This window comes from Fodinibius sp. SL11, from assembly GCF_052060035.1.
Lineage (GTDB): Bacteria > Bacteroidota > Rhodothermia > Balneolales > Balneolaceae > Fodinibius.
In genome coordinates, this window is the sequence record NZ_JBPOEA010000002.1 from 11,694 (window position 1) to 36,481 (window position 24,788).

Here is a 24,788-nt window from a genome sequence, read left to right on the forward strand (position 1 = left end):
TTTTAATTTGCAACGAGTTAATCGAAAGTAACAGGGGATATTTTGAGTAACGAAAGCCAAAACTTTATACCGTATGTACGAGCAGAGGATGATTATCCACAAATAACCTTTAAAGCCGTAATACTTGGGATATTACTTTCGGCCATTTTGGCGGGCGCTAATGCTTACCTGGGGCTTAAAGTGGGGATGACTGTTTCGGCCTCGATCCCGGCTGCTGTTATCTCGATGGCGGTACTTAAACTTTTTAAACATTCAAATATCCTTGAAAATAATATTGTCCAGACAGCGGCTTCGGCCGGTGAGTCTTTGGCTGCCGGAGTTATTTTTACGCTGCCGGCCCTCATTTTACTTCGCTACTGGGCAGATTTTCCGTTCCTTGATACGATGGCTATCGCCATGTTTGGCGGAGTATTGGGGGTGCTCTTTACGATTCCGCTGCGGCGTGCCCTGATTATTGAAAAGAAACTTAAGTTTCCGGAAGGGGTAGCCACCGGTGAGGTTTTAAAAGCCGGTACCGAAGGTGGAAAAGGAATTGTGCAGATTGCCTGGGCCGGTCTTGCAGCAGCCCTCTATAAATTGGGACAAACCGGCTTAAAGTTATTTTCGGGTTCTGTAAGCGGTTCGGTGACTGCCGGAAAATCGATTTTTGGTATGGGCACCGAGTTATCGGTGGCCTTGCTCGGTGTTGGATATATTGTGGGCTTAAATATTGCAGTGCTTGTTTTTGCCGGGGGACTCATTTCTTGGTTATTCGGTATTCCCCTCTATATGGCATTTGCCAATCCTGCCGAAATCGCTGATGTCATTGGAAATATGAGCGGATATGATGCTGCCCTCGAAATTTGGAGCCAAAAGATTCGTTATATGGGGGTAGGAGCCATGGTAGTAGGTGGAGTCTGGGCGTTGATTTCACTTGCTAAACCACTAAAAGACGGTATCGTATCGTCCTGGGAGGCGGTTAAAAAAGCTCGTGCCGGCGAAAGTGCAGATATTCCACGTACCGAGCGCGATATGCCAATCAACTATGTGCTTTGGGGCATTATTGGGTTGGCTGTACCGATCTTTATCGTGTTCACCCAAGTGATTGATACCGCACACCTCCCGGTATCCAGCGGACTTTATTGGACCACCATGAGCATTGGTGTTGCTTTTTCATTGATCGCCGGATTTTTATTTGCTTCTGTTGCCGGATACATGGCTGGTTTGGTGGGATCATCCAACAACCCCATTTCTGGTGTAACTATTGCCACAATTTTAGCAACCTCGCTGATCTTGCTTGCTCTGCTGGGTTCGCAGCTGGATTTTGCCGTGGATACCAACCAGGCTCAAGCCGCCGCCGCTGCAGCCATTGTAGTGGGTGCGATGGTTGCCTGTGCTGCCGCGATTGCAGGAGACAATATGCAGGATTTAAAAGCAGGTCAGATCGTTGGATCTACTCCTTATAAACAGCAGATTATGCAGATTGTTGGGGTGGTTTCAGCAGCATTGGTTATTGCGCCAATATTAAGTTTGTTATTTAATGCGTATGGATTAGGAGGCGTATTACCCCGTGAAGGGATGAGTTCTTCAGAGATGCTCAGTGCTCCTCAGGCAACCCTGATGCAGTCGGTGGCCGAAGGAGTGTTTGCTCGTAACCTGGAATGGAATATGATATGGATTGGTGCCGTTATTGCCGTGGCCATTATCATCTTGGATAAGGTGTTGGAAGCTAAAAACTTTGAGTTTCGTACACCCGTGCTTGCGGTGGCTGTTGGAATATATCTACCGCTTGAACTTACGGTGCCCATTTTTATGGGTGGGATGATTGCATGGGGAGCCGGACGGATGGTCGCCAATCGTGCATTGAACGAGGGGACAGATGTAGAAGAGGCGAAAACAAAAGCCGAGCGGCGAGGACTACTGTTTTCATCGGGATTGATTACCGGTGAGGCTTTAATCGGTATTGTGTTGGCAATCCCATTTGCCATTCAGGAAAGTACGGATGCACTGCGGGTGGTTCCGGAGTCGTTTGCTCCCTATGCTGATTGGCTGGGAGCTTTGGCAGCGGTATTTTTTATCATTTGGCTGTATAAAGTAGCAGTAAAAAAATAATTGCAAGCATTACTACTAACTAAAAGGGGATAAACGATGAAAAAAGCAGCAGTTTTATTTGGGTTGATGATTTCGCTGATTATGATTGGATGTACGCAAAAGATGAAAAATGAGGAGTCAAATGCAGTTCCTGAACCGGGATACTCACTTTCCGCTAATCAAACGCATAGTTATTGGAGCAGTACCGTTGAACCACTCATTCGGGTTGAATCGGGAGCCGTCATAGAAGTCAGTACCGAAGAAGCCTCCGATCAACAGCTTTCGCCGGAGTCTACCGTTGAGGATATCAAAAACCTGAGCTTTGATCCCATTCATCCGCTTACCGGACCGGTTTATGTGGAGAATGCTGAACCCGGTGATATGCTGAAAGTTAAGCTTCACAAAATTGAGCTGGGAAGCTGGGGTTGGACAGGGATTATCCCGGGATTTGGTTTTTTGGCGGATGAATTTGATGAGCCCTGGATTAAAACGTTTGAGTTTGATAACAATTCAAATACGGCTGCTTTTTCTGATGATATTAATATTCCGCTAAAGCCTTTTCCGGGTGTGATGGGCGTAGCACCAGATACGGAAGAAGAGCTTTCAACGGTACCGCCCCGCGCCAATGGCGGTAATATGGACGATCCGAATATGACAGAAGGAACTACCGTTTATTTTCCCGTTCAGGTTGAAGGGGCATTATTTTCAATAGGAGATACGCATGCCGCACAGGGAGCCGGTGAGGTCTGCGGTACGGCAATTGAAGCTCCTATGCGGATAGTCTATGAGGTTGAGGTGATAAAAGGGGGCCGCGAAATACAGGAACCTCAGTATGAGACAGATGACTATTATGCGGTAACCGGTTTTGGAAAAACCATTGACGAAGCGGCAAAGAAAGCGACCCGCTATATGATTGATTATTTAGTTGAAGAGCACAACATGGATCGTAATGATGCTTATGCATTAACCTCTTTGGCTGGAGATCTGAAAATTGCCGAGGTCGTTGACGTACCACACATGCTGGTGTCTATGCACATGTCAAAAGAAGTATTGGGCGTTAAGTAATTTCTAACGTCATCGAATAACTGGTTTTGCTATCAGATGAATGGTTAAGCTTTACTTACTGTGTCGCTCTTCGAGGTTTTTGACAATCGTCTGAAGAGGAACTCCTTTAGCTACCAGTAATACCATCAGGTGGTAAATAAGGTCAGAGACTTCGTCAACCAAGCTGTGTTCTTCATTTTTGGCTTCAATAACAGTTTCCACAGCTTCTTCTCCTACTTTTTGAGCAATTTTATCGATACCATCGTTAAAAAGAGAAGTAGTGTAGGAGTTTTCCGGCATTTCTTGCTTGCGGCGGATAATGACATCTTCGAGATCACCCAAAAAGGTTAGGTTTTTCTGGGGCTTAAAGTCCTTTTGATGAAAACAGGACTGTTCACCGGTATGGCAAGTAGGTCCTTTGGGATTTGCTAATATCAACAGCGTATCATTATCACAATCTTGTTGAATGTCAACGACATCGAGATGATTTCCTGAGGTTTCGCCTTTGGTCCACAGTCGTTGCTTGCTACGGCTAAAAAAAGTAACTCTTTTATCGGTAAGGGTCTTTTCGAGGGCTTTTTTGTTCATATATCCCAGCATTAACACCTGAAAGCTATGGGCGTCTTGAATAATAGCCGGAATTAGTCCATCTCCTTTGGCAAAATCTAAAGAATTGGTATCAATCATAGGTGAAAATTATTAAGCGGTAGTGCGTACAGAAATATTAGCTTGTTGGAGTTCCTCTTTTAGATCGTTGATTGCTATTTCCTGAAAATGGAAAATACTGGCAGCAAGTACTGCGTCTGCTCCTCCTTTAGTAATAGCATCAATGCAATGTTGTTTGGTACCGGCCCCACCGCTGGCAATAACGGGAATGGTGGTAAAGTCGTTGACTTGCTGAAGCAGTTCTATATCAAATCCCTCTTTGGTACCGTCTTGGTCCATGCTGGTAAGTAGAATTTCTCCGGCACCGCGTTTTTCAACCTCCTTTATCCATTTCAAAGCATTTTTCCCGGTATTTTTTGAGCCGCCCGAAATAAAGACGATCCATTCATCCTCAATACGTTTGGCATCAACTGCAGCTACAATACATTGAGATCCGAACTGTTCTGCCGCCCGGTTAATTAAATTCGGATCCCGAACAATAGCACTGTTCAAGGATATCTTATCGGCACCGGCATGCAAAAGTTCAGCTATTTGTTCGGTGTTTCTAATACCACCGCCAACCGTAAAGGGAATGTTGATTTCAAGTGCGATCTTTTTAACAAGATCCACCAGCGTTTTACGTTTTTCTTTGGTGGCGGTAATATCCAAAAAAACGAGCTCGTCGGCTCCCTCGTCTGAATATCGACGTGCCAATTCCACGGGATCACCGGCATCGCGGAGGCCTTCAAAATTAACCCCTTTAACCGTTCGTCCATCTTTAATATCGAGACAGGGAATAATACGTTTTGCGAGCATGAATATGTTTTGAGAAATTAGCTGTCTTAGCTCCTAAATATAGAAAATATTACGACAAGGGATTAGTAAAGTTCTTGGATAGAGGTTAAATCATGTTAGAAGTTTGGATGAGAATGTGAAGAATCTTCTCTATTATTACCCCTCAATTTTTAATGCAATACAAAAGTTGGTTATGGCTGATCAGGCTCCCGAAGAAGTGTTTAAACAGGTTCAGGAAGAAATTACCGAGCAAGGGTTTACCATTGTAGATAAAGACTGGGATCGACCGTGGGGCGGTTTTTTTGTAATCGAAGAAGATGAAGCGTTCCAATTCGCTAAAACATTTTTTGGGGATCAGGATATCGCAGATCTTACAATGGCAGGGAAATTGAGTCCGAAAGTGTTACTTGTACAACCAGATAAACGGCTTTCTTGGCAATATCATCATCGTCGTTCTGAAATTTGGAGGGTCCTCGAAGGTCCGGTAGGGGTTATGACCAGTGACACGGATGAACAAGGAGAGGTGGATATACTTGAAGCCGGTGAATATGTGAAGCTGAAACAGGGTGAGCGTCACCGTCTGGTTGGGCTTGATAACTGGGGGATTTTGGCTGAAATCTGGCAGCACACCGATCCTGATAATCCCTCGCACGAAAATGATATTGTGCGAGTACAAGATGACTATGGTCGGTAATTTGGGCTAACCGGAATGATATTTAAGCATTTCCTCGAGAGAGAGTTTCCCTTCGTAGTATGCACGTCCTACGACTACCCCATATTGGTCTTGTTTTTCTAATACGTTCAGATCATTGGCATTAGATACCCCGCCTGAAGCAATGAAATGAAGCTGTGGAAATTGCTTTCCCAACTGCTGATATAATTCTAAATTTGGCCCTTCCAGAGTTCCATCTTTAGAAATGTCGGTACACAAAATAGTTGATAGTCCGCGCTCAATCATAGGAGCAAGGAAACCTTCCAATGATTTGTCGAGCGTTTCCAGCCATCCTCCATAAGCCACTTTGCCCTCTTTGAGGTCCATTCCCAGGATGGCGCTATCGCCATAATCCTCAAGCACATTTAGCCAGTCATCAGGACTTTTAACAGCCATCGAGCTGCAAATAATATTTGATATGCCTTGCTCAAGTAACATTTTCGCATCCCCGTAACTGCGAATACCCCCACCCGTTTGTACCGAAAGGTCGAGCTCGCTGATGATTTTTTTGATCTGCTTTAAGTTAACAAAAGTTCCTTCTTTAGCGCCATTAAGATCAACAATGTGGATATGATTAAACTCGGCCTCTTTGAACTTTCGGGCCTCTTCGGTGGGATTATCATTATAAATGGTAGCTTCATCGTAATCACCTTTATGTAGGCGTACGACCTTTCCATCAAGCAGATCAATAGCGGGTATAACTTTCATCAGGAAGAGTTTATTAAAAATTTGTCTGTGAAGGTAAACAAAGAAACAGATAGTTAACAGTAATCGGTTTTCACAAAAAAAGACAAACGATACATTTATTTACTTTCTTAAAAACTGAAGGTCTGAGAACTGTTAATACGACCATTTGAGTCTGAAAAAGAAGAGATTCGGGGTAGGAACGGCCTCTCGGAATACAGTTCCCTTTAAGAGCTGTGAAAGCAACAGAAAATCGATGTCTTCGGTTACAGATATCGAAACCTGCGGAATGGCAATAAATATTGATTGGTCAAAACTACCCATGAAACTGATATTTCCGTTTACAAGCGGATGTATCTGATATGACCCATTGAAAAGAAATCCAGATCGAGCAACGAAAAGATTATCAGCACTGGGTGGCTGTACTAAAGTATTCAGGGGATTCCCTTGTTGAGTGTATCCGCCGTTATATAACAGCTCACCTTGTAGGTACAGCCCATTTGAAAGCATATAATCTATTCCGGTAGTAGCAGTAAAATGGCCGGCGTTCTCAAAGAATTGCTCTTCGGGATGAAAGTAGGAAACCTCACCTTTGAATCCCGCATCACCAAGATAGCCCGCCCATCCGCTTCCGATTGTTACGTTATCCAAATAATGTCCACCAACGATTTGGATGTCATAATTACCCCAGCTTGTTCGCACCATAGCTGCCAGAACGGTCTCATTCCAGCTACTGCCCAGTCGAAGGCCTGCTTCTGCACTCGAGGCGTAACTCCAGTTGTACTGCGCAGTTAAGGCATCCACGCCGGGACGCTCCTCGTAATCAAAATCCAGAAAGGCGTAATTGTTAAACAGATCATTTGGATTCCAAGCAAAAGTGCGACCCCAGTTCACGCGCTGTCGACCTGCATGGACTTCCCACGGTCCGTTGATATAACTGAGGTGCATCCGATCAATATTGGAATGCATGAGCAGGCGATCAGTTTTGAACCACACCCAGGAGAGATCAAAATAATTCGGATCTTGCTCGTAGAATTGTTTCAAGCCCGGGGAATTGTTGACGGTATAGCCACTGAGGAGGCGCGTGCGAAGGTCGGCACGGAATTCAAAATTTTGAGATAAAGTCCAATCGCTTTCAATGCGATGATGTAGAATATTGTCATAGCGGACAGTATCGAAGTCGTTGTTTACACTAACTTGCCCAAGTTCTTTGACGTATCCGCTGAAGTCCACCTCTTGTGCGAATAGTGTTTGAAATCCAAGTAAAAACACAAGAATTATCAAAATTAACTGGGATACTTTATTACGTAAAGAACTACAGGGGAAGGGCAACGAATCACAAAGAAAAGCTCGCTGGCCCTTTGTTTCTACATCATGTAACTCTGTGTAATAATCGGTAGGCATGCGTTTTATTCTCTTACTTCATCTTTGTCCACTTTTCCATCCACGAGCGTAATAACCCGGCGGGCCCGGTCGATGACACGCTGATCGTGCGTAGAAAAAACAAAAGTCATCTCCTCCTTTTTGTTGAGTTCCAGCATGAGGTCCAGCAGGTCGGCCGTTGATACAGAATCAAGGTTTGCCGTGGGTTCATCAGCCAGCACAAAGTCGGGTTTGGAGGCCAGGGCACGCGCCACGGCCACGCGCTGTTGTTGTCCTCCGGAAAGTTCAGAAGGGCGTTTATAAATTTTATCCTCGAGGTCTACCTCTTTCAATAAAGCAATACTCTTTTGTTTATACTCTTTTGACGGACGGCCCTGCATCTGCATAATAAACGATACGTTTTCTATGGCGGTTAAAACAGGGATCAGGTTGTAGGCTTGAAACACAAAGCCGATATGGTGGAGGCGAAAGTTAACCAGTTCCCGATCTGACAACGTATCCAACCGAGTGTCTTTTATGATGGTTTTGCCCTCGGTGGGTGAATCAAGTCCGCCGATAATATTTAACAACGTGGTTTTACCAGAGCCCGAAGGACCGACGATTGCAGTAAATTCTCCTTTTTCGATTGTCAGATCTACACCATTGAGGGCGTGTACCGGTACTTTATCCGGATTATAAACTTTAGTAAGTCCGTGGGTTTCAATAACTGCCATAGTGGTTTAATTCATTTTTCTGATTGCTTCTACGGGATTTAACTGCAGCGTTTTCCAGGCCGGATAGATGGCTGAAAGCATGGCGGCCAGCGTAATTAAGAGTGTTATATTTAAATAATAAATGGGGGGTAGGCTTGGATAAATGACGGTACTTAATCCGTAAGCATTTAATCCTTCCGCAAAGGCGCTCAAGTTAATGCCGGTGCTGCTATAGTACGAGATCGTAAGCCAACTTAGGAAAAGCCCCACCGGTGTTCCGACCATTGTTAAGAATACGGTTTCAAATAAAACCATGGAAAATATGCGTGATTTATTCATGCCTACTGCTCGAAGCATACCCAGTTCGCGGGTGCGTTCAAGCACGGCCATAAGCATGGTGTTAATAATACTGAATACGAGTGCAATTATGATGATAATCATGACGATGTACATCATGAGATCGGTCATTTCGTAGGTATATTTAAGTTCGGGAGCCGCTTCGCCCCAAGTGGTTATTTTGAGATCTGGAAATTGTTTCCGTAACTGATCTGCATGAAGATCGGCCTCGCTAAAATCCGAAAGCGTAAGGCGAATAGTATGGACTTGCTGATCCAGCCCCATTAGCCTGTTTAAATCCTGTTGGGTTACGAACACATTACTCTCGTCAAAGACAGTACTAAAACTTTCGAAAATTCCGACTACCTGAAATGCGCCACCCGTGATATCACCTTCGGTATCCTGAAAGTTAAGTACCATCTTGGATTCTAACTCCAACCCCAGTCGGTTGGCCAGCTTGGAACCGATAACAACGGGATTTCTTTGCTGTTTAGTGGGCATGTTTCCGTTTTCGAGATAATGAGCTACGCTGTGGCTGCTGTCCGGATTTATGCCGCGAATTGTTACGCCGTAGTTATTACGCGCACTTTGAGCCAAACCATTTGCCAAGCTTTGCGATGAAATGTCTGTCACAAAAGATTTTTGAGACAGATTGGTGAGCACATTTTCAGCTTCGGGAATGAAATACTCGGGATTATATAGATCCTCAAATTCAGGATGACTTATTTCGATATGAGGAACCGTTAAATCAAACTGATTATCAAGGTACCCTTGAACCATGCCGGTAAAAAAAGCAGAAAGAAAAACCCCGGCCCAGGTACCAAGTAGCACAGCAACAATTACAACCCCGCTGCGTGTGGGATTGCGCCAGATATTTTTCCAGCCGAGCTTTAAGATATTGTTGATCATCATTAGCCCCTCATTGCCTTTACAGGATTAAGCTGACTTGCTCGGATAACCGGAATCAAACTAAAAAAGAGTGTAATGATAAAAATGATAACAGCCTGCCAAACAAATATCGATGGATCGGTTGAGAACTGAAGCATGGGCTGTAATCCGTAGTTTTCCATGGTGGCAGCCATATTGCCGGTGAGTTCGATGGGGTTTATATTGAAATACCAGGCAATAGGTAAACTCAATAAAATACCCACGGCACTGCCCAGCATAGCGATGCATAGGATTTCGATAGCCAGAATCAAGCCAAGCCTGTGTCGGGGGGTACCGATCGATAGCATAATACCGAATTCGTAGGTTCGCTCGCTAATCATCATCAATAGTGTCCCCAATATGCCAAAGCCTACGACCATATAAAGTACTCCCAAAATGATATAACCACTCACTCGATCTACTTCGATGCCCTGAACCAACTCGGGCAAAAGTTCTTGCCAGTTCATAATTTCGTAGCTCTCGGTCGATAATTTGTTTCTGATATGTTGAACGATAGGTGTAACACGATTGGGATTTTCGACAACCAAAGCGGCAGAAGTCAATCGGTTATCTGCTGCTAAAAATTGCTGGGCCGTATGCAGTGGAAGTATTACAAGACTCCTGTTTAGTTCGGGATTGGGTAAGGTTATGGTGCCTTTTACGGGATATAAGCCGGTAGCAGACATGCCCCGAAAACCTTGCCCGATCAATACCAAACTGTCTGCCAGCTGGATATTGAGCCGCTCCGGAACATCGCGCCCTACGATAGCTGCTTGTTCATTATTTTGTTTAAAATAGCTTCCGGCTTGTAATCGGCCTTGGGGATTCATCAAATGTTGTTCGGCTTCTACATCAATACCAATGACCATAAGCGGACGACTTTGTTGCTTGCCGGCTCCCAGTGCGTACGATTCAATCCGGGGAACTACAGCAGTAACCCCTTTTGAGCTGTTGAGTGTTTTCAACAAAGAATCAGTAGCCACAAAACTGTTTTCCAGTGTTTTGTCATCCCAATAGCCATTGGCATGAACTTGCGCGTAACCGCTAAAGCTGCCCACGGTGGTTTGAATCATATCATTGTACTGGCCTTCCTGCATCGACCGCATTACCGCAGATAACAATACCGCGATAGCGACAGAAGTCATGGTGATAAGTGTTCGGCGTTTATTACGCCAGATATTTCGCCAAGCTAATTTAATAGAAAGCATTTTCAGTGATCAATGAGTCAATAATAAATTATGAAATTTGGTAAGGCATCATTTTAAAGTTCATACCTGCTAAAATTTTTTATACAATTTTTAAAAACTCGAATTAAAGGTGATGGATTAGCTGTATAGTTTTGCTAAAACTGTTTATTGAACTCGTTTCATGTTTTGGATGCTGAAGAATCGTTCTGAAATATCAATATCAAATGCTATATCCTCATAAATCATAATTGTTTTCTTTCCCTCTTCCTGCAGTGGATTCATCTCCATGCGGGTTGGGATAAGACGTCCGCCTATCTCATTAATCTCCGATCCTTCCATCACCCTGACGATTTCTTGCTTCTCGTCAAAAAATTCGGCCCGCAGTTGTAAGTACTCATCCTTGCTGATGTAAACAATTACTTTTTCCCATACGACCGGTGCTTCCGGCTTGGGGTCCATTTGTATTTTGTAGCTTTCATATCCGCTGAGTGTACTATCTCCCAAAAGGGTATGATTGTAATCCACAACCATTGAAGCTTCCCGAACTAGGTCATTATTGGAGAAATCAGATCCCATCCACGATTGGCTCATCATTGAGGGGGGCAGTTTTACTGTTCGGTTAATGTTGGGCAGCCAGTTCCAGATTTCATTTCCGCGTTTTAAGTAGGCCGACCCTTTGTCTCGGGCGGGAGCCGTAATTAGAATCAGGCTGTAGTCTTCACCCAGGCTCCATGCTTTCATAGAAACACTTCGTTCCCAGGCAGGACGTACTATTTTCATCGTCATTTGTGCTCGAGAGCTTTCGCCCCGCATCTTTTCGTCCGCCTTTTTTACAATTTCGGTGGCATTCTGTGCAGTTCCCGTTTGGGGGAAAATCACCAAGAGTATAGGGATAGCAAAAATAGCGTAAAGAAAAGCAGAAAATCCCTTTACAAAAGGAATAAAAAAAAGATTGTATTTATAGGCAGGTATTATTTTTGGAGTGATCATCTACATCAATTGAATGAATATTCAATTAAAATGTAAACGGTAGAAGCACTGGATGCAATTAAAGAATTGCTTATTTATTCAGACAAAATAGAGGGGATGGAAAGAATAATTGCCGGATTGTTATTGCACTTCGGAAGGTTCATTATGGCCATTAACATATTGCAGGAAGTTCTGGAGCAGTAACGATCCAACCTTTCCTGACTTTTCAGGGTGGAATTGGACCCCCCAGTAATTGTCCTTGCATATCACTGAGGTGAAAGGTTCAATATAGTCGCAGGTTGCTACAGTAAATTCATTAATAGGTGCAAAATAACTATGCACGTAATAAAAATATTGATCGTTGGTGAGTGAATTCATAAGGGGATGGGCAGAAATATCCGCAAAGGTATTCCATCCCATGTGGGGAACTTTGGCTTTTGATGAATCAAACTTTTTAAGTCGACCGGGAATAATGCCAAGCCCTTTAGATTCGCCCTCTTCCGAAGATTCATAAAACAGCTGCATTCCCAGGCAAATTCCCAGAACCGGTTTTTTGGTATTTATGAGCCATGTGTCCAACCCATTTTTTTTCAGTGATTGCATGGCCGGTTGCGCGTGCCCCACACCGGGAAAAATAATTCCGTCAGCTTCATCAAGCTCGTCTTTTTCATCGGTAATAATATGCGGTTCATCCAGCCGCTTAAAAGCATTTGAAACAGAGGCCAGGTTGCCGGCCTCGTAATTGATAATTGCAATCATTTTATAATACGTTCTTTGTACTCGGTAATACGTTTAAGTTTCGTTCATTACGGCTGACGGCTGCTCGCAAACATCGTGTAAAACCTTTGAAGCATCCTTCTATCTTATGGTGATCATTTTCCCCGTCGACGGTAATATGTAGGGTAGCTTGTAGATTAATAGCCAATGAATAAAAGAAATGTTTTACCATTTCTGTCGGAAAATCCCCGACCATTTCTCTTTTGAAATCCCCGTCAAATTCTAAATAGGGTCTGCCCGAAAAGTCCAGGGCTACCGTAGCCAGTGTTTCATCCATGGGCAACGCAAAACCGTAGCGTTGAATTCCAATTTTATTGTCCAGGGCCTTATTCATTACTTGGCCGAGTGTAATAGCCACGTCTTCGATGGTATGATGTTCATCGACTTCAAGGTCTCCGTCGCAATCGATATCCAGATCTATCAATCCATGTTTGGCAATCTGTTCCAACATGTGATCAAAGAAATCCAGACCCGTAGAAATATTGCTCTGGCCAGTTCCGTCAAGATTTAGGGTGATTGTAATATCAGTTTCTGCCGTTGTTCGTTCTCTGGAAGCTTTGCGTGTGGGAAAACAGATTTTATTGCTGAGTTCAATCCAATTTTTGGCAGCTTCTATTTCCGATCCATTTTCATCCAACGCCTTAAGTGAATTTTCTTCGGCGATGACCTGTAGGTCGATGTTATCCGGTAAGGTTTTTATGGATACGATATTTTCATTGTCAAGCAGGCGCTGTTGTTGCTTCGAAAGCTCCTCAGTCAAAAAAAATAAGCGATGATCAAATTCTTGAAGTCTTTTTAATCCGTATAGGGCGCCACTCCAGAGTAGGTGCTCATCGGTATCGGATAAAGCTTCTGTAGAAATCCTGATATTCATCATTCTAAAGTTTTTAATGCTGAAATTAGTCGTTCATTTTCATCAGGTGTTCCCACCGTGATGCGTAAGCAGTTATTGCAGAGTGGTTGATCTCCACGATATCTGATGATGATATTCTGCTTGGCAAGTTGTTCATAGATCTGTTTGGCATTACTAAATTTGGCAAGTAAAAAGTTCGCTTCGCTTTCATAAACTTCCTGCACTATTGTTAGTTGTTCCAACTTGTCTTTAAGCTGCTTTCGTTCCTTTTTGATGGCATCCGTCCGAAATTGCACGGTATCCCAGTTTTGTAACCCTTCAATAGCTTTCTGGACCGTCAATTTGTTGATATTATATGGAGCCTTAACCTTCATCATGTAATTAATAATTTCTTCCTGGGCATAGGTAATACCGAGCCGAATGCCAGCCAATCCGAATGACTTGGACAGGGTTTGGAGCACAACGAGATTGGGATACTCAATTACTTCAGAGGCCCAGCTTTTTTGATCGCTAAAGTCGATATAGGCTTCATCGATAATGACAATGCCCTTGAAGCCTTCGATTAATTGGCGCATCTCTGCTCTACCAAAAGTGTTCCCGGTGGGATTGTTCGGTGAACACAGGAAAAGTATTTTTGTGTCCGGTTTGACAGCCTCGAGAATCTCATCTACACGGAGCTGAAACCCCTCCTCGTCCAATAACACTTCATCCATGGCAATGTTGTGAATATTCGCGGATACGCTATACATGCCATAGGTAGGCGGAGTGGAAAGCACGCGATCTTGTCCCGGCTCGCAGAAAATCCGGTACAACAGGTCAATTCCCTCATCACTGCCAACGCCGGTAAACACATTATCAGCACGAACACCGCGCCACTCGGCGATAAGTTGACGTAACTTTTTTTGTTTGGGATCAGGATAGCGATGCAACTCTTGATCATCGGGAAAGGGAGCCCCAAGGCTATTTTCATTGGCATCGAGCAATAATCCCTCCCCAAAATCTTCGCGCGCACTATGGTAGGGGACAAGCTTTCTTATGTTTGGACGAACAAGTTTTTCAAGATCAAAAGAGCGATTCATGGTCTCGTAACCCAATATTAAGTGTTTTGATTAATATCTTTTAGGCGGATAGAAACGGCATTTTTATGAGCTTCCAGTTTTTCCAATTCTGCCAGTCTTTCAATGGTAGGGCCCACATTTTTTAAGCCTTCTTCCGAAATTTGCTGCATGGTGATCTGCTTTAGAAAAGAATCTAATGAAACACCACTAAACATTCTTGCATAGCCGTAAGTGGGAAGCGTGTGGTTGGTACCCGAAGCGTAGTCGCCGGCACTTTCTGGAGTCCATTTCCCCAGAAATACCGATCCCGCATTCATAATTTGATCTTCGTATTGCTCGGGCTTTTCGCATTGTATGATCAGGTGTTCCGGGGCATATTGATTCGAAAATGCAAAACCGTCCTCAAGGGTATCTACCGTGAGGATAAAACTTTGCTTGATCGCTTTTTGGGCAACTTGTTGGCGTGGAAGTTCTGCAAGTTGGCGATTAATCTCCTGCCTACACTGATCCAACTTAAAATCAGGGGTTGCCACTAACACAACCTGGCTGTCTTCTCCATGTTCAGCCTGTGATAGCAGGTCGGCGGCTACATATGCAGGATTAGCGGATTCATCTGCAATAACCAGTACTTCTGACGGTCCAGCTGGCATATCAATAGCAATTTGGGCGTCGCTGTTTTGCAACATCATTTTTGCAGCCGTAACATATTGATTACCGGGACCAAATATTTTATCCACTTTTGGGACGGTTTCTGTACCCATAGCCATTCCCGCTACCGCTTGTGCGCCTCCTGCTTTTAAAAGATGGGTTACCCCGATCTTTTGAGCGATATACAGGATTTCATCTGCGATGGTACCGTCCTTGTTGGGGGGCGTTGCTATCACAATTGTTGTAGATCCGGCCAGCATTGCGGGAATGCCAAGCATCATCAGGGTTGAGGGGAGGATGGCCGTACCGCCCGGAACATATAATCCCACACGTTGAATGGGTCGAGTAACCCGTTTGCATTGCACGCCGGACATTGTTTCTACTTCGAGCGAGTTTGGTAGCTGTGCTTCGTGAAAGCGATAAATGTTATCAAAGGCGGTATCGATGGACTCTTTGATATCACTTTTAATAGACACTTCTTGGTTGGCCGGATTGATTACGAGCGGGTCAGGGGTTACCCCATCGAATTGTTGCGTAAAATAGTTAATGCCCGTATCGCCATCTTGTTTTACCTTTTGGATGATGGGGTCAACCTGCCCGAATATAGATTGGAAATCCATTTTGGGGCGCTGGATAAGCGCCTTGAGCTGATTATCCGATAAGTCGTTATAGTTATATGTTTTCATATTTATAATATCATACTTTCGATGGGAAGTATAACAATGCCACTGGCGCCTTCCGCTTTGAGCTTTTCCATCACAATCCAGAATTCATCAATGGGAATGACCGTATGTATGGCAACCATGCCGTTGTCGGCAAGCGGCATTACGGTAGGACTTTTAAGGGAAGGAATAATCTCTTTGATCTTGGGAACCGCTTCCTCCGGAGCGTTCATCATAATATAACGGCTGCGCTCGGCCTGTTGGTGGCCATCCATGCGTTGTAAGAACTTTTCGATCAGCTGCTTTTTGCCGGGCGATAGTTTTTTGTTGGTTCGGATTAGCTCAGTTTCTGATTCAAGAATGATTTCCACCTCCTCAAGTCCGTTGGCTTTGAGCGTATTCCCGGTCGAAACCAAGTCACAAATTGCATCGGCAACTTCAAGACGGGGAGCAATTTCTACGGCTCCCGAAATAGAGACGATTTCAACATCAATGTCGCGTTCCTTAAAAAACGAACGTGTTATGTTGGGATAGCTTGTGGCTATGGATTTGCCTGCAAAGTCTGATACAGACTGAATTTCACCATTTTTGCGTGCTGCCAGTGAGAGGCGGCACACTCCGTAATCAAGACCACGGAGAACGGTGACATCAGCCTCTTTTTCTTGTGTCTCATTAGCGCCAACAAAGCCGAGATCGCAAACCCCATCCTGTACATATTCAGGAATGTCGTCATCACGGATCAGTAGAAGCTCAACGTCGAAGTTTCGGCATTTGACAAGCAGGTTCCGTTTGTAGTCATCAAAACGAAGGCCAATACCTTTGAGTAAGTCGATGGTTTTGTCGGTCAGCCGACCGGACTTTTGAATAGCAATACGTAAAGAAGTTGTAGAGTCAGCAGTGCGTTGCATAACAAATAATTCTTGAAATTTTTTGGGAAAACTGTTTTAAAAATGTGGGGAAGATGATGTAGCCTCAGCTACATAAAGGGATGCTATTGACGGTGCCAACCGCCATGATGGAGATGAGAATGGAAGGATATAAATAGGCTTTGTTTTTGCATCAGGTCAAAGATAAGATTTTTAAAGAATTCTTCCACAATCAAATTTTGGAATTTGGTTAGACAGAACACTACGATAGTGAAGACATTTAACCGGAGGGCTTAGAAAATCATTCCAAAAGAAAAGGCCCTTGCCGAGAGGCAAGAGCCTGTGACTGTTCATTTTACCTTGAGAGGTAAATGAATGGGATCAGTTTGAAGTTTCTTCCAGCTGCATATCATCGACTACGGTTTCTTCACCGGCGGTTACTGCAACATCCGTCACCGTTGAATCAGCATATTGATCACTGTCAGGATCAAAAGTGACATTATAGGTACCTTCGGCAAGTCCCATAATTTTGAAATCACCATTGTCAGCAGTAATTGTCGTTGTTATGGTATCATCTTCCTGTATTGCCATTACATTTGTGTTAAAATCAGATGGTTGCACATTGCCGGCAATTGAACCCGCTTCGGCTAAGTTAACCGCACGTAATACGGGTTTTAAAAGATATCCACCATTGCCTTGCTGAACGATAGAACGTGCAGCATCAAAATCAACCAGAAGGGTGTAGGTCGTATTTTCTTCTATTTCTGTATTAACATTCAGTTTTAAACCAGACTGTTGTGCACTGGGCGTTTGCAAGTCATAAGTTTCTCCATCCACAGTAACAGTGTTATCGTCACCAAGGATGAAACGAACCTGTGAATAGGTTCCCGTCTCAAGTTCTTCGGAACCCAGCATTACCTGATTACCATTTGTCAGCTCCAACAGATTTACTTTCATCTGCTCGTCGGTGATGGTAGTCCATCCATCTTCTTCAGCCTCTTCGTCTGATTCTGTGCTATCGGTTTCGGCATCCGTATTTTTATGAACCCGGACACTGTTAATGGTAACATTTACTGAATCGTAATTGGCCGGGGCGTCGGTCATGGTGACTTCCATGGTTCCGGTGCCGGCGTCAGAGTTAGTGCTGTCGCAGGCTGTAAAGCCAACAAACAATGCAAAAAATATTGAGAGTAGTAGCGATATCTGTTTCATAATTGAGTAATAGATTTTGGTTAATTTTTGTTCATTACGTTATTTAAAGATCATTTTACAGGAAAATGTTTCATTGATGATTATCGCATTTTGGGGTGCTTAAATGGGGTACGGGGCAAACTGTAAATTCCTGCAGCATAAAACTATGCTGATATGGCAGCAACAAACACAATGAGCATTAAGGTAAATAACGTAAATTGAATGATGGGATTATGAACAATTCTCTTATGCATGAATCTGTGTTTCTGATATATCTAATTAGCCTTATTTAAAGGGCAAAAACAGGTCGATGTTCCGGTATTTCTGATATTATTTGAGGAACTAAATGCAGGATAAAATTATATGATGTATTGATTGAAGTATTATTGCTAAAAGGCTATTCTTACAACCCAATAATTGAAACAGATAACAGATATCATATTATGATTACAACTGCCCAATTTACGTACATTCCACTAAAAGCTTCTGATCCGCGAGAGAGTATTAACTACTTGCTTGAGCTGGTGGCCCAGCATGATGTTGAGGTAGATGTAAATTATATGTCAACGAGTGTGCGCGGTGAAACGGAGGTTGTTTTTGAACTGATCCGCGAGATGTATAATACAATGACCATAGAAAAGGAAGAGTTCCGTTTTCATGTTGAGCTGTTGAGTCCGGAGTCTGAAGAAGAGCATCCCCTTGATATTCCGGAAGCGTAATTCTTAATATTATTTTAACACTGAGATTCCCAATACCTGGCCGGTATTGGGTTTTTTTATGAATAATTTTTTATAGTCCTGAAACGAATATTTTATGCAATGCCATCGTCATTTTTGTATCTTTACCGTTCTTTTGAGCAAGCTAAAATAGTGCTGCAAGCACATCTTTATGACCCAGATTCGCAACTTTAGTATTATTGCCCATATTGATCACGGTAAATCCACGCTCGCAGATCGACTCTTGGAGCGTACCGGTGCTATCACCGAGCGCGAAATGCAAGAGCAGATTCTCGATGATATGGATTTGGAACGGGAGCGCGGCATCACGATTAAGAGCCACGCCATCAGGATGGATTATGAACGACCCAATGGCGAAAATGTGATTTTTAATTTGATTGACACTCCGGGTCACGTGGATTTTTCCTACGAGGTTTCTCGTGCATTAAAAGCATGCGAAGGGGTGTTGCTGGTAGTGGATGCCGCCCAGGGCATAGAGGCTCAAACGATCTCTACGCTCTACCAGGCGATCGATCAGGATCTGGAAATTATTCCGGTACTTAACAAGATTGATCTGCCGAGTGCGGATGTTGAAGGAGTAGGACAACAGATTGTAGATCTTATTGGATGCACGCACGATGAAATTTTGAAAGTGTCGGCCAAAACCGGGGAAGGGGTTGATGAGTTGCTGGAGGCTATTGTTAAACGTATTCCCTCACCGGAACAAGAAACCGAAAAGCCATTAAAGGCTCTCATTTTTGATTCTGTGTTTAACAGTTACCGAGGTTCCATCGTGTATGTTAGAGTGATGCAAGGAACCCTTAATAAAGGTGATGGCATCCGATTTATGGCCACAGATAAGGAATACGAGGCCGAGGAAATAGGATTTTTAAAACTCGAAAAAGAAAAGACCGATAAGCTGGAGGCCGGCGATGTAGGATATATTGTTGGTAGCGTAAAGTCGTTGCAGGATGCACGGGTGGGTGATACGGTTACGCGAACAGATAATCCCGCTGACAACCCGATCCCCGGATACCAGGAGCCGAAGCCGATGGTTTTTAGTGGTTTATTTCCCACGCAGTCGGATGATTTTGAGGATCTGCGATCGGCGTTGGAAAAGCTTCAGCTTAATGATGCTTCGCTGACCTATCAGCCGGAGACATCGGAGGCGCTTGGATTTGGATTCCGAGCCGGATTTTTGGGCATGCTGCACATGGAAATTGTGCAGGAGCGTCTCGATCGTGAGTTTAATATTGATATTATTACTACGGTTCCCAATGTGGAATATGAGGTACATATAACCGAACGAGGGGAGCAGAAAAAGGTGCTGGTTGATAATCCCAGTGATATGCCCGACCCCGCCAAAGTGGATGCGGTTTATGAACCCTATATCAAGGCCAGTATTTTAACACCATCGGATTATATTGGTCCGGTAATGACTCTCTGCCAGGAAAAGCGTGGCAAATATGTGAATCAGATCCATATGCAGAGTCAGCGCGTAGAAATCAAGTACGAACTGCCCATGGCTGAAGTGGTTTTCGACTTTTACGATCGACTAAAGAGCGGAACTCGAGGTTATGCATCGCTTGACTATGAGTTTTTGGAATATCGTGAGGGTGATCTGGTTCGATTGGATATTTTATTAAATAAAGAGCCGGTTGATGCGTTATCGAGTATTGTTCACAGGGATAAAGCCTATGATTTGGGACGAAAGTTATGCAAGAAGTTGAAAGAACTTATCGATCGTCACCAGTTTGAGGTGCCCATCCAGGCAGCTATCGGTAATAATGTTATTGCCCGTGAGACGATTCCGGCTATCCGAAAAGATGTGACGGCTAAATGCTACGGCGGTGATGTTTCACGAAAACGTAAACTCCTTGAGAAACAGAAAGAAGGGAAAAAGCGTATGAAGCAGGTGGGAACTGTTGAAATACCCCAGGAAGCATTTTTGGCGGTACTCTCTATGGACGAAGACAATAATAACTAATGTAATAGAAGATAATGAATAAGACTTTTTTGGATTCAGTTAAACGAGCTACAGGCTTCTCTTTTTTGAAAATGATTACTGGAATGGTAATCATTTTATTAAGCCTAACATCTTTACCGGCTTTTGCTCAGTTTGAGGCGGCCGAATTTGAAAAAATTACCAAAGAAAACCGAGCGCAATTTGAGCGCCAAACCCAAAATATTAGCTTAACCGGTCAAGGATTATACGAAGACACCAAACTTGATGACCGGCAAACCAATGAAATAAGAGCTCGGTTACAAGCGCAATTTGGTAATCCCACGCAAACCCTCGAAGATCTGATTAATAAGGACAATTTTAGACCCGGCAAAGCTATTCAATTTGAATATTGGTTTATGGTTAATGACAGTATCCCTTTAATGGTCTTAGACTGGAACGGGCCATTCGGAAGCGGATTAACATATGGCGGCGCAAGCAAATACGTGGATTTAATGCCGCAAATTAAACGGGAATTTGTGCGAAAGCTGATGGCAGTAGAGGACTTTGGTGAGTATAAAGATTACTTTTATTCCCCGGAAAAAGAACAGTGGTATATTGTTAAATATGAAGACGGAAAGTTTAGAAACGAAGAAATTGACTCACCGCCAGGAATGAGCATCGATTAATTTATTAATAATTAGGAGTAACATTGGCAGATCAATTATCAGAAGAAGAGCGTAAAGAACGGCGATCTAAAAGACAACGGCGAAAAGGGAAAGAAAACGAAGAAGCTAAAAGCTGGCTTCGGGAATGGATGGACGCCCTGCTTTTTGCAGCAGTGGCAGCAATAATAATTCGTGCTTTTTTATTTGAGGCTTACCGAATCCCCACGCCTTCCATGGAGAAATCCCTATTGACGGGAGACTTTCTTATTGTCTCTAAAATCAGTTATGGTCCTCGAACGCCCATGGTATTGGGGGTGCCGTTTACCAATATTTACATGCCCGGCGCGGTATTACCGTGGACACGGTTACCCGGATTGAGCGAAGTTGAACGCAATGACATTGTTGTATTTAACTACCCTATTGATTTAGATCCGGTGGCTGCCAAAACAAGTTATATTAAACGCGCAGTGGGTATGCCGGGGGATACGCTGACTGTTGATGATGCGGAACTTTTTATTAACGGAGAAAAAGCACAGCAGTTCGAGGGTATTCAGCGAACATACGTTGTTTCGGTTCGCGAACGTGTGCGGCTAAGTCCTGCGAAAGTTGAGGCAGCCGGCGGTAGGCTTATAGGGTCACAAAATCAAGGTTCATACCGCGTTATGATGACCCAGGGCGTCGCCGAAAAAATGAGCGAGTGGCCAGAGGTCAATAATATAGACTTGTTCGTTTTACCGGATGATTTCAATGAGTTTAACCGTCGCGGTTTTAGCTTTTCATCTGGTTTTAATAACCACCATCACATTCCGCCCGTTGTAATTCCCTTTGAAGGACAAACTGTTAAGCTAACGGCTGAAAACTATCACATCTACGAAAATATTATTACTCGTTACGAAGGGAATAATGTAGAACGAGAGGGCGATCAATTCGTTATTAATGGAGAGCCTGCAAATGAATACACGATTCAGCAGGATTATTACTTTATGATGGGAGATAACAGAGATGACAGTGAGGATAGTCGTTTTTGGGGTTTTGTCCCTCAGACCCATATCGTAGGTAAAGCGGGTATGATTTATTTCTCCTGGGATAGCGAACGCATGCTGCCGCGTTTTGGTCGTCTCCTAAACTTTATCCACGATTAATTTTTGCGGATGGTTTTGCCCATTGGCTGACCTTCTTTGATGGCAAGCTGTCCGCACCCTGCGTCAATATCGTCACCGCGACTTCGCCGAACGGTAGCTGTCACATCGCGTGATACGAGTTCCTGCATAAATGCATCCAGTCGCCGCTCACGGGCTCGTTTGAGTGCTACCCCGGCTACATCATTGTACATAATAATATTCACTTTACTGGGCACCCACTGTACAATATCAGCGAGTTGCTGTGCATCTTCGGGACTATCATTAAATTCATCAAATAACAGATATTCGTAAGTGATAGGGCGGTGTAGCTTGTTGTAATAATGTTGAACAGCTTCCTTCAACTTGTCGAGACCCATTGAATTATTGATAGGCATAATCTCGTCACGTTTTTCATCGTTGGCAGCATGCAGCGAGATGGCCAGGTTAAAAGGCTGACGCTCATCAGCCAGCTGCTTGATCTGTTTGGTCAGACCCACCGTGGAAACCGTAATCCGCTTAGGCGAAAGACCAATGCTAAGCTCATCCGTTATGATGTTGGCTGAATTGACAACTGATTCATAGTTATGGAGTGGTTCTCCCATCCCCATGTATACAATATTGGTGATGCCTTTGCCAAATCGTTTTTCGCAGAGCTCGTCAATATATTGTACCTGATCAACGATTTCGCCGTGTGTTAAACTCCGGAAGAAGCCCATCTTGCCGGTCGCGCAAAATGAACATCCGAATACGCATCCTACCTGTGATGATACACAAACCGTAAGACGATTAGCGGCTCCATCTTCATAAAAATCGGGAATAAGTACAGCTTCAACCTTATGGTCTTCTTCGCCTTGAAGCTTAAAAAGAAACTTAATGGTACCGTCTTTGGATTCCTGCTGGGTAACATGTTCAATCGTGGGAACAGTAGCTATTTCTTTAAGGCGGTTGCGCAAATCTTTGGAGAGATTAGTCATTTCATCAAAACTGTGCACTCCTTTTTGGTAGAGCCATTGGAATAGCTGGTCACTGCGAAATGATTGAAGTCCCAAATCCTCGGTAAACTCCTGTAGTTCTTCTTTGGTTAAACTTTTCAGGTTGGTTTTTTCGTCGATATCAGTTTGTGTAGTAGTCATAATCCCAAAGATACAAATCCTACAGCAGGTTTGTTAAACAAAGGGCAATGATTTTTTAGTTGTAATATGATCATCAAGAAAAAAAGGGGATGCCACAAAAGCATCCCCGAAAATGATTATTGGCCAAATAGTAGATTAATTTTCAAGCGTTGCATTGAGCACAATATTAACGCCGGCCAGTGCCTTTGAAACCGGACAATTTTTCTTGGCACCTTCGGCAAATTTCTGAAATTCACCGTCATCGATATCGGGAATATTGGCTGTTACATTTAGAGTAATAGTTGTAATCGCCGGATCACCATCTACCATTTCGAGGGCCACATCAGCATTGGTAGTTACGGCTTCGGGAGCATATCCCGCTTCGGCTAAGTCAGCAGAAAGTGCCATGGAAAAGCACCCTGCGTGGGCAGCACCGATCAGTTCTTCAGGATTGGTGCCTGTACCATCTTTAAACCGGGATTTGAATGTATAGGAACCTTTATAGGCTCCGCTGCCGAACGACATGCTTCCATTACCATTTTTGAGATCCCCGTTCCAACTTGCTTTTGCTTTGCGTGTAGGCATAATAAAATAATGTTTGGTTAAACTTTTGTTACAGATAATAAACAGTGAAAGTATTGCTCTCATTCCTGCAGAGCATTATAAATTTTATTAACAACTATTTATGCAGTTAAAAAGGCATGAAATAGGTCGTAGAAAGGGAATAATTATTTAAATGAACGATTTTATTTTGTATTTAATTTTCATCATTTAAATCAGAGTAATAATAGTTAATTACAAAATATTTTATCACGGATGAATCAAGAAATGGAAGCGGAATTTGTGGATGTGTACAGCACACTCTCCGAGAAATTAATGAATTGGTTGGAGACAACCATTGCGATGCTGCCAAACCTTGTGGTAGCGTTGTTAATTTTAATTGTATTCTTTGTATTGGGTCGCCTCGTGCGCAAGGGGGTAAAACATATGCTGGAAAAGACGACCAGCAATAAAACTATCATTAATTTGCTGGAAACCGTAGTGGGCGTCCTTGTAATTGGTATCGGGGTTTTTATTGCCTTAAGTATTCTTAAGCTTGACGGTGCGGTAACGTCGCTCCTTGCCGGTGCTGGTATTATTGGTTTGGCCTTAGGTTTTGCATTTCAGGATATTGCCTCAAATTTTATTTCAGGAATTATTTTATCTATCCGTCACCCGTTTGGTATTGGTGATATTATAGAGACCAACGGATTTTACGGTAAAGTACAGAAGATGAATTTAAGAAATACCATAGTTCGCACACCGCAGGGACAGATTGTATATATTCCCAACAAGAGTGTTTTTGAAAATCCACTGGAAAATTTTACGAGCAGTGGCCTTCGGCGTATTGATCTATCTTGTGGAGTTTCATACGGTGATGACTTGGAGAAAGCAAAGGATGTTGCTATTGAAGCGGTGAAAGGGTTGGATAACTATAATGCCGATAAGGGTATTGAGTTTTATTATGACGAGTTCGGTGGCAGTTCCATTAATTTTAAAATCCGATTTTGGGTAAATTTTGAGAATAATCCCGATTTTTGGTCAGCGCGAAGCGATGCTATTATTGCTATTACTAAAGCGTTTGATGAAAATGATATTATGATTCCGTTCCCCATTCGTACACTTGATTTTGGTATTCGGGGCGGCGAAAAGCTAAATACGATGCTGGGTAATCGTGAGCAATCGTAATA

Annotated in this window: 23 protein-coding genes and 1 pseudogene; 8 read left to right on the forward strand and 16 right to left on the reverse strand. The window is 43.4% G+C overall.

From position 1 onward, the window contains the following. Positions 1 to 42: 42 nt before the first annotated feature. Both ACQ76V_RS03240 and ACQ76V_RS03245 read left to right on the forward strand, forming a co-directional pair. Positions 43 to 1,947: pseudogene (locus tag ACQ76V_RS03240) on the forward strand (OPT family oligopeptide transporter); the annotation flags it as partial. 180 nt (positions 1,948 to 2,127) lie between these two features. Beyond that, complete coding sequence (locus tag ACQ76V_RS03245) at positions 2,128 to 3,135, forward strand: acetamidase/formamidase family protein (RefSeq protein WP_440999041.1); 1,008 nt, start codon at positions 2,128 to 2,130, stop codon at positions 3,133 to 3,135. A gap of 51 nt (positions 3,136 to 3,186) precedes the next feature. On the opposite strand, the gene hisIE is transcribed toward ACQ76V_RS03245, so the two are convergent. Both hisIE and hisF read right to left on the reverse strand, forming a co-directional pair. After that, positions 3,187 to 3,801, reverse strand: coding sequence for a bifunctional phosphoribosyl-AMP cyclohydrolase/phosphoribosyl-ATP diphosphatase HisIE (hisIE, locus tag ACQ76V_RS03250; protein ID WP_440999042.1), 615 nt, complete (start codon positions 3,799 to 3,801; stop codon positions 3,187 to 3,189). A 12-nt stretch (positions 3,802 to 3,813) separates the two neighbouring features. Beyond that, on the reverse strand, positions 3,814 to 4,575 hold the full coding sequence (gene hisF / locus ACQ76V_RS03255) for an imidazole glycerol phosphate synthase subunit HisF (protein WP_440999043.1): 762 nt from the start codon (positions 4,573 to 4,575) through the stop codon (positions 3,814 to 3,816). 172 nt (positions 4,576 to 4,747) lie between these two features. Here hisF and ACQ76V_RS03260 point away from each other — a divergent pair, with 172 nt between their 5' ends. After that, positions 4,748 to 5,248 (forward strand): phosphoheptose isomerase, encoded by a 501-nt coding sequence (locus ACQ76V_RS03260; protein ID WP_440999044.1) that lies wholly within the window; start codon positions 4,748 to 4,750, stop codon positions 5,246 to 5,248. A 6-nt stretch (positions 5,249 to 5,254) separates the two neighbouring features. Here the strand turns inward: ACQ76V_RS03260 and hisA are convergent, their stop codons facing one another. From hisA to ACQ76V_RS03320, 12 genes are all read right to left on the reverse strand, one after another. Then, positions 5,255 to 5,974: a 1-(5-phosphoribosyl)-5-[(5-phosphoribosylamino)methylideneamino]imidazole-4-carboxamide isomerase gene (hisA, locus tag ACQ76V_RS03265; RefSeq protein WP_440999045.1), complete on the reverse strand. Its 720-nt coding sequence runs from the start codon at positions 5,972 to 5,974 to the stop codon at positions 5,255 to 5,257. A gap of 132 nt (positions 5,975 to 6,106) precedes the next feature. Beyond that, entirely contained in the window at positions 6,107 to 7,354 is a 1,248-nt protein-coding gene (locus tag ACQ76V_RS03270; RefSeq protein WP_440999046.1) for a hypothetical protein, read from the reverse strand. A 5-nt stretch (positions 7,355 to 7,359) separates the two neighbouring features. After that, complete coding sequence (locus tag ACQ76V_RS03275) at positions 7,360 to 8,046, reverse strand: ABC transporter ATP-binding protein (RefSeq protein WP_440999047.1); 687 nt, start codon at positions 8,044 to 8,046, stop codon at positions 7,360 to 7,362. A gap of 6 nt (positions 8,047 to 8,052) precedes the next feature. Beyond that, the gene (locus ACQ76V_RS03280) at positions 8,053 to 9,273 is read right to left on the reverse strand and encodes an ABC transporter permease (protein WP_440999048.1); all 1,221 of its coding nucleotides are present in this window, start codon (positions 9,271 to 9,273) and stop codon (positions 8,053 to 8,055) included. Continuing rightward, a complete protein-coding gene (locus ACQ76V_RS03285) occupies positions 9,273 to 10,496 on the reverse strand; it encodes an ABC transporter permease (protein WP_440999049.1) in 1,224 nt (407 codons plus the stop codon). Before ACQ76V_RS03285 ends, ACQ76V_RS03280 begins: the two co-directional genes overlap by 1 nt. Positions 10,497 to 10,640: 144 nt before the next feature. Beyond that, positions 10,641 to 11,465, reverse strand: a complete 825-nt coding sequence (locus ACQ76V_RS03290) for an outer membrane lipoprotein-sorting protein (RefSeq protein WP_440999050.1) — start codon at positions 11,463 to 11,465, stop codon at positions 10,641 to 10,643. 120 nt (positions 11,466 to 11,585) lie between these two features. Further along, on the reverse strand, positions 11,586 to 12,203 hold the full coding sequence (hisH, locus tag ACQ76V_RS03295; protein WP_440999051.1) for an imidazole glycerol phosphate synthase subunit HisH: 618 nt from the start codon (positions 12,201 to 12,203) through the stop codon (positions 11,586 to 11,588). A gap of 1 nt (position 12,204) precedes the next feature. Next, on the reverse strand, positions 12,205 to 13,098 hold the full coding sequence (gene hisB / locus ACQ76V_RS03300; protein WP_440999052.1) for an imidazoleglycerol-phosphate dehydratase HisB: 894 nt from the start codon (positions 13,096 to 13,098) through the stop codon (positions 12,205 to 12,207). After that, the gene (gene hisC, locus ACQ76V_RS03305) at positions 13,095 to 14,168 is read right to left on the reverse strand and encodes a histidinol-phosphate transaminase (protein ID WP_440999053.1); all 1,074 of its coding nucleotides are present in this window, start codon (positions 14,166 to 14,168) and stop codon (positions 13,095 to 13,097) included. Before hisC ends, hisB begins: the two co-directional genes overlap by 4 nt. 2 nt (positions 14,169 to 14,170) lie before the next feature. Continuing rightward, positions 14,171 to 15,466: a histidinol dehydrogenase gene (gene hisD / locus ACQ76V_RS03310; protein ID WP_440999054.1), complete on the reverse strand. Its 1,296-nt coding sequence runs from the start codon at positions 15,464 to 15,466 to the stop codon at positions 14,171 to 14,173. Between the two features lie 2 nt (positions 15,467 to 15,468). Further along, entirely contained in the window at positions 15,469 to 16,350 is an 882-nt protein-coding gene (hisG, locus tag ACQ76V_RS03315) for an ATP phosphoribosyltransferase (RefSeq protein WP_440999055.1), read from the reverse strand. Between the two features lie 339 nt (positions 16,351 to 16,689). Further along, a complete protein-coding gene (locus ACQ76V_RS03320) occupies positions 16,690 to 17,520 on the reverse strand; it encodes a DUF4382 domain-containing protein (protein ID WP_440999056.1) in 831 nt (276 codons plus the stop codon). A 422-nt stretch (positions 17,521 to 17,942) separates the two neighbouring features. Here ACQ76V_RS03320 and ACQ76V_RS03325 point away from each other — a divergent pair, with 422 nt between their 5' ends. The 4 genes from ACQ76V_RS03325 to lepB all read left to right on the forward strand — a co-directional run bounded on the left by ACQ76V_RS03325 (position 17,943) and on the right by lepB (position 21,967). Further along, a complete protein-coding gene (locus tag ACQ76V_RS03325) occupies positions 17,943 to 18,218 on the forward strand; it encodes a YkoF family thiamine/hydroxymethylpyrimidine-binding protein (RefSeq protein ID WP_440999057.1) in 276 nt (91 codons plus the stop codon). Positions 18,219 to 18,387: 169 nt separating this feature from the next. Continuing rightward, positions 18,388 to 20,202 (forward strand): translation elongation factor 4, encoded by a 1,815-nt coding sequence (gene lepA, locus ACQ76V_RS03330; RefSeq protein WP_440999058.1) that lies wholly within the window; start codon positions 18,388 to 18,390, stop codon positions 20,200 to 20,202. A gap of 29 nt (positions 20,203 to 20,231) precedes the next feature. Beyond that, positions 20,232 to 20,846, forward strand: coding sequence for a hypothetical protein (locus ACQ76V_RS03335; protein ID WP_440999059.1), 615 nt, complete (start codon positions 20,232 to 20,234; stop codon positions 20,844 to 20,846). 23 nt (positions 20,847 to 20,869) lie between these two features. Beyond that, positions 20,870 to 21,967 (forward strand): signal peptidase I, encoded by a 1,098-nt coding sequence (gene lepB / locus ACQ76V_RS03340; protein WP_440999060.1) that lies wholly within the window; start codon positions 20,870 to 20,872, stop codon positions 21,965 to 21,967. Here the strand turns inward: lepB and rlmN are convergent. Together rlmN and ACQ76V_RS03350 are read right to left on the reverse strand one after the other, a co-directional pair. Further along, positions 21,964 to 23,079, reverse strand: a complete 1,116-nt coding sequence (gene rlmN / locus ACQ76V_RS03345) for a 23S rRNA (adenine(2503)-C(2))-methyltransferase RlmN (RefSeq protein WP_440999061.1) — start codon at positions 23,077 to 23,079, stop codon at positions 21,964 to 21,966. The genes lepB and rlmN overlap by 4 nt on opposite strands. A 135-nt stretch (positions 23,080 to 23,214) precedes the next feature. Next, on the reverse strand, positions 23,215 to 23,643 hold the full coding sequence (locus tag ACQ76V_RS03350; RefSeq protein ID WP_440999062.1) for an OsmC family protein: 429 nt from the start codon (positions 23,641 to 23,643) through the stop codon (positions 23,215 to 23,217). Between the two features lie 231 nt (positions 23,644 to 23,874). Between ACQ76V_RS03350 and ACQ76V_RS03355 the strand changes: the two genes are divergently transcribed. Further along, positions 23,875 to 24,786: a mechanosensitive ion channel family protein gene (locus ACQ76V_RS03355; RefSeq protein ID WP_440999063.1), complete on the forward strand. Its 912-nt coding sequence runs from the start codon at positions 23,875 to 23,877 to the stop codon at positions 24,784 to 24,786. Positions 24,787 to 24,788: the final 2 nt, after the last annotated feature.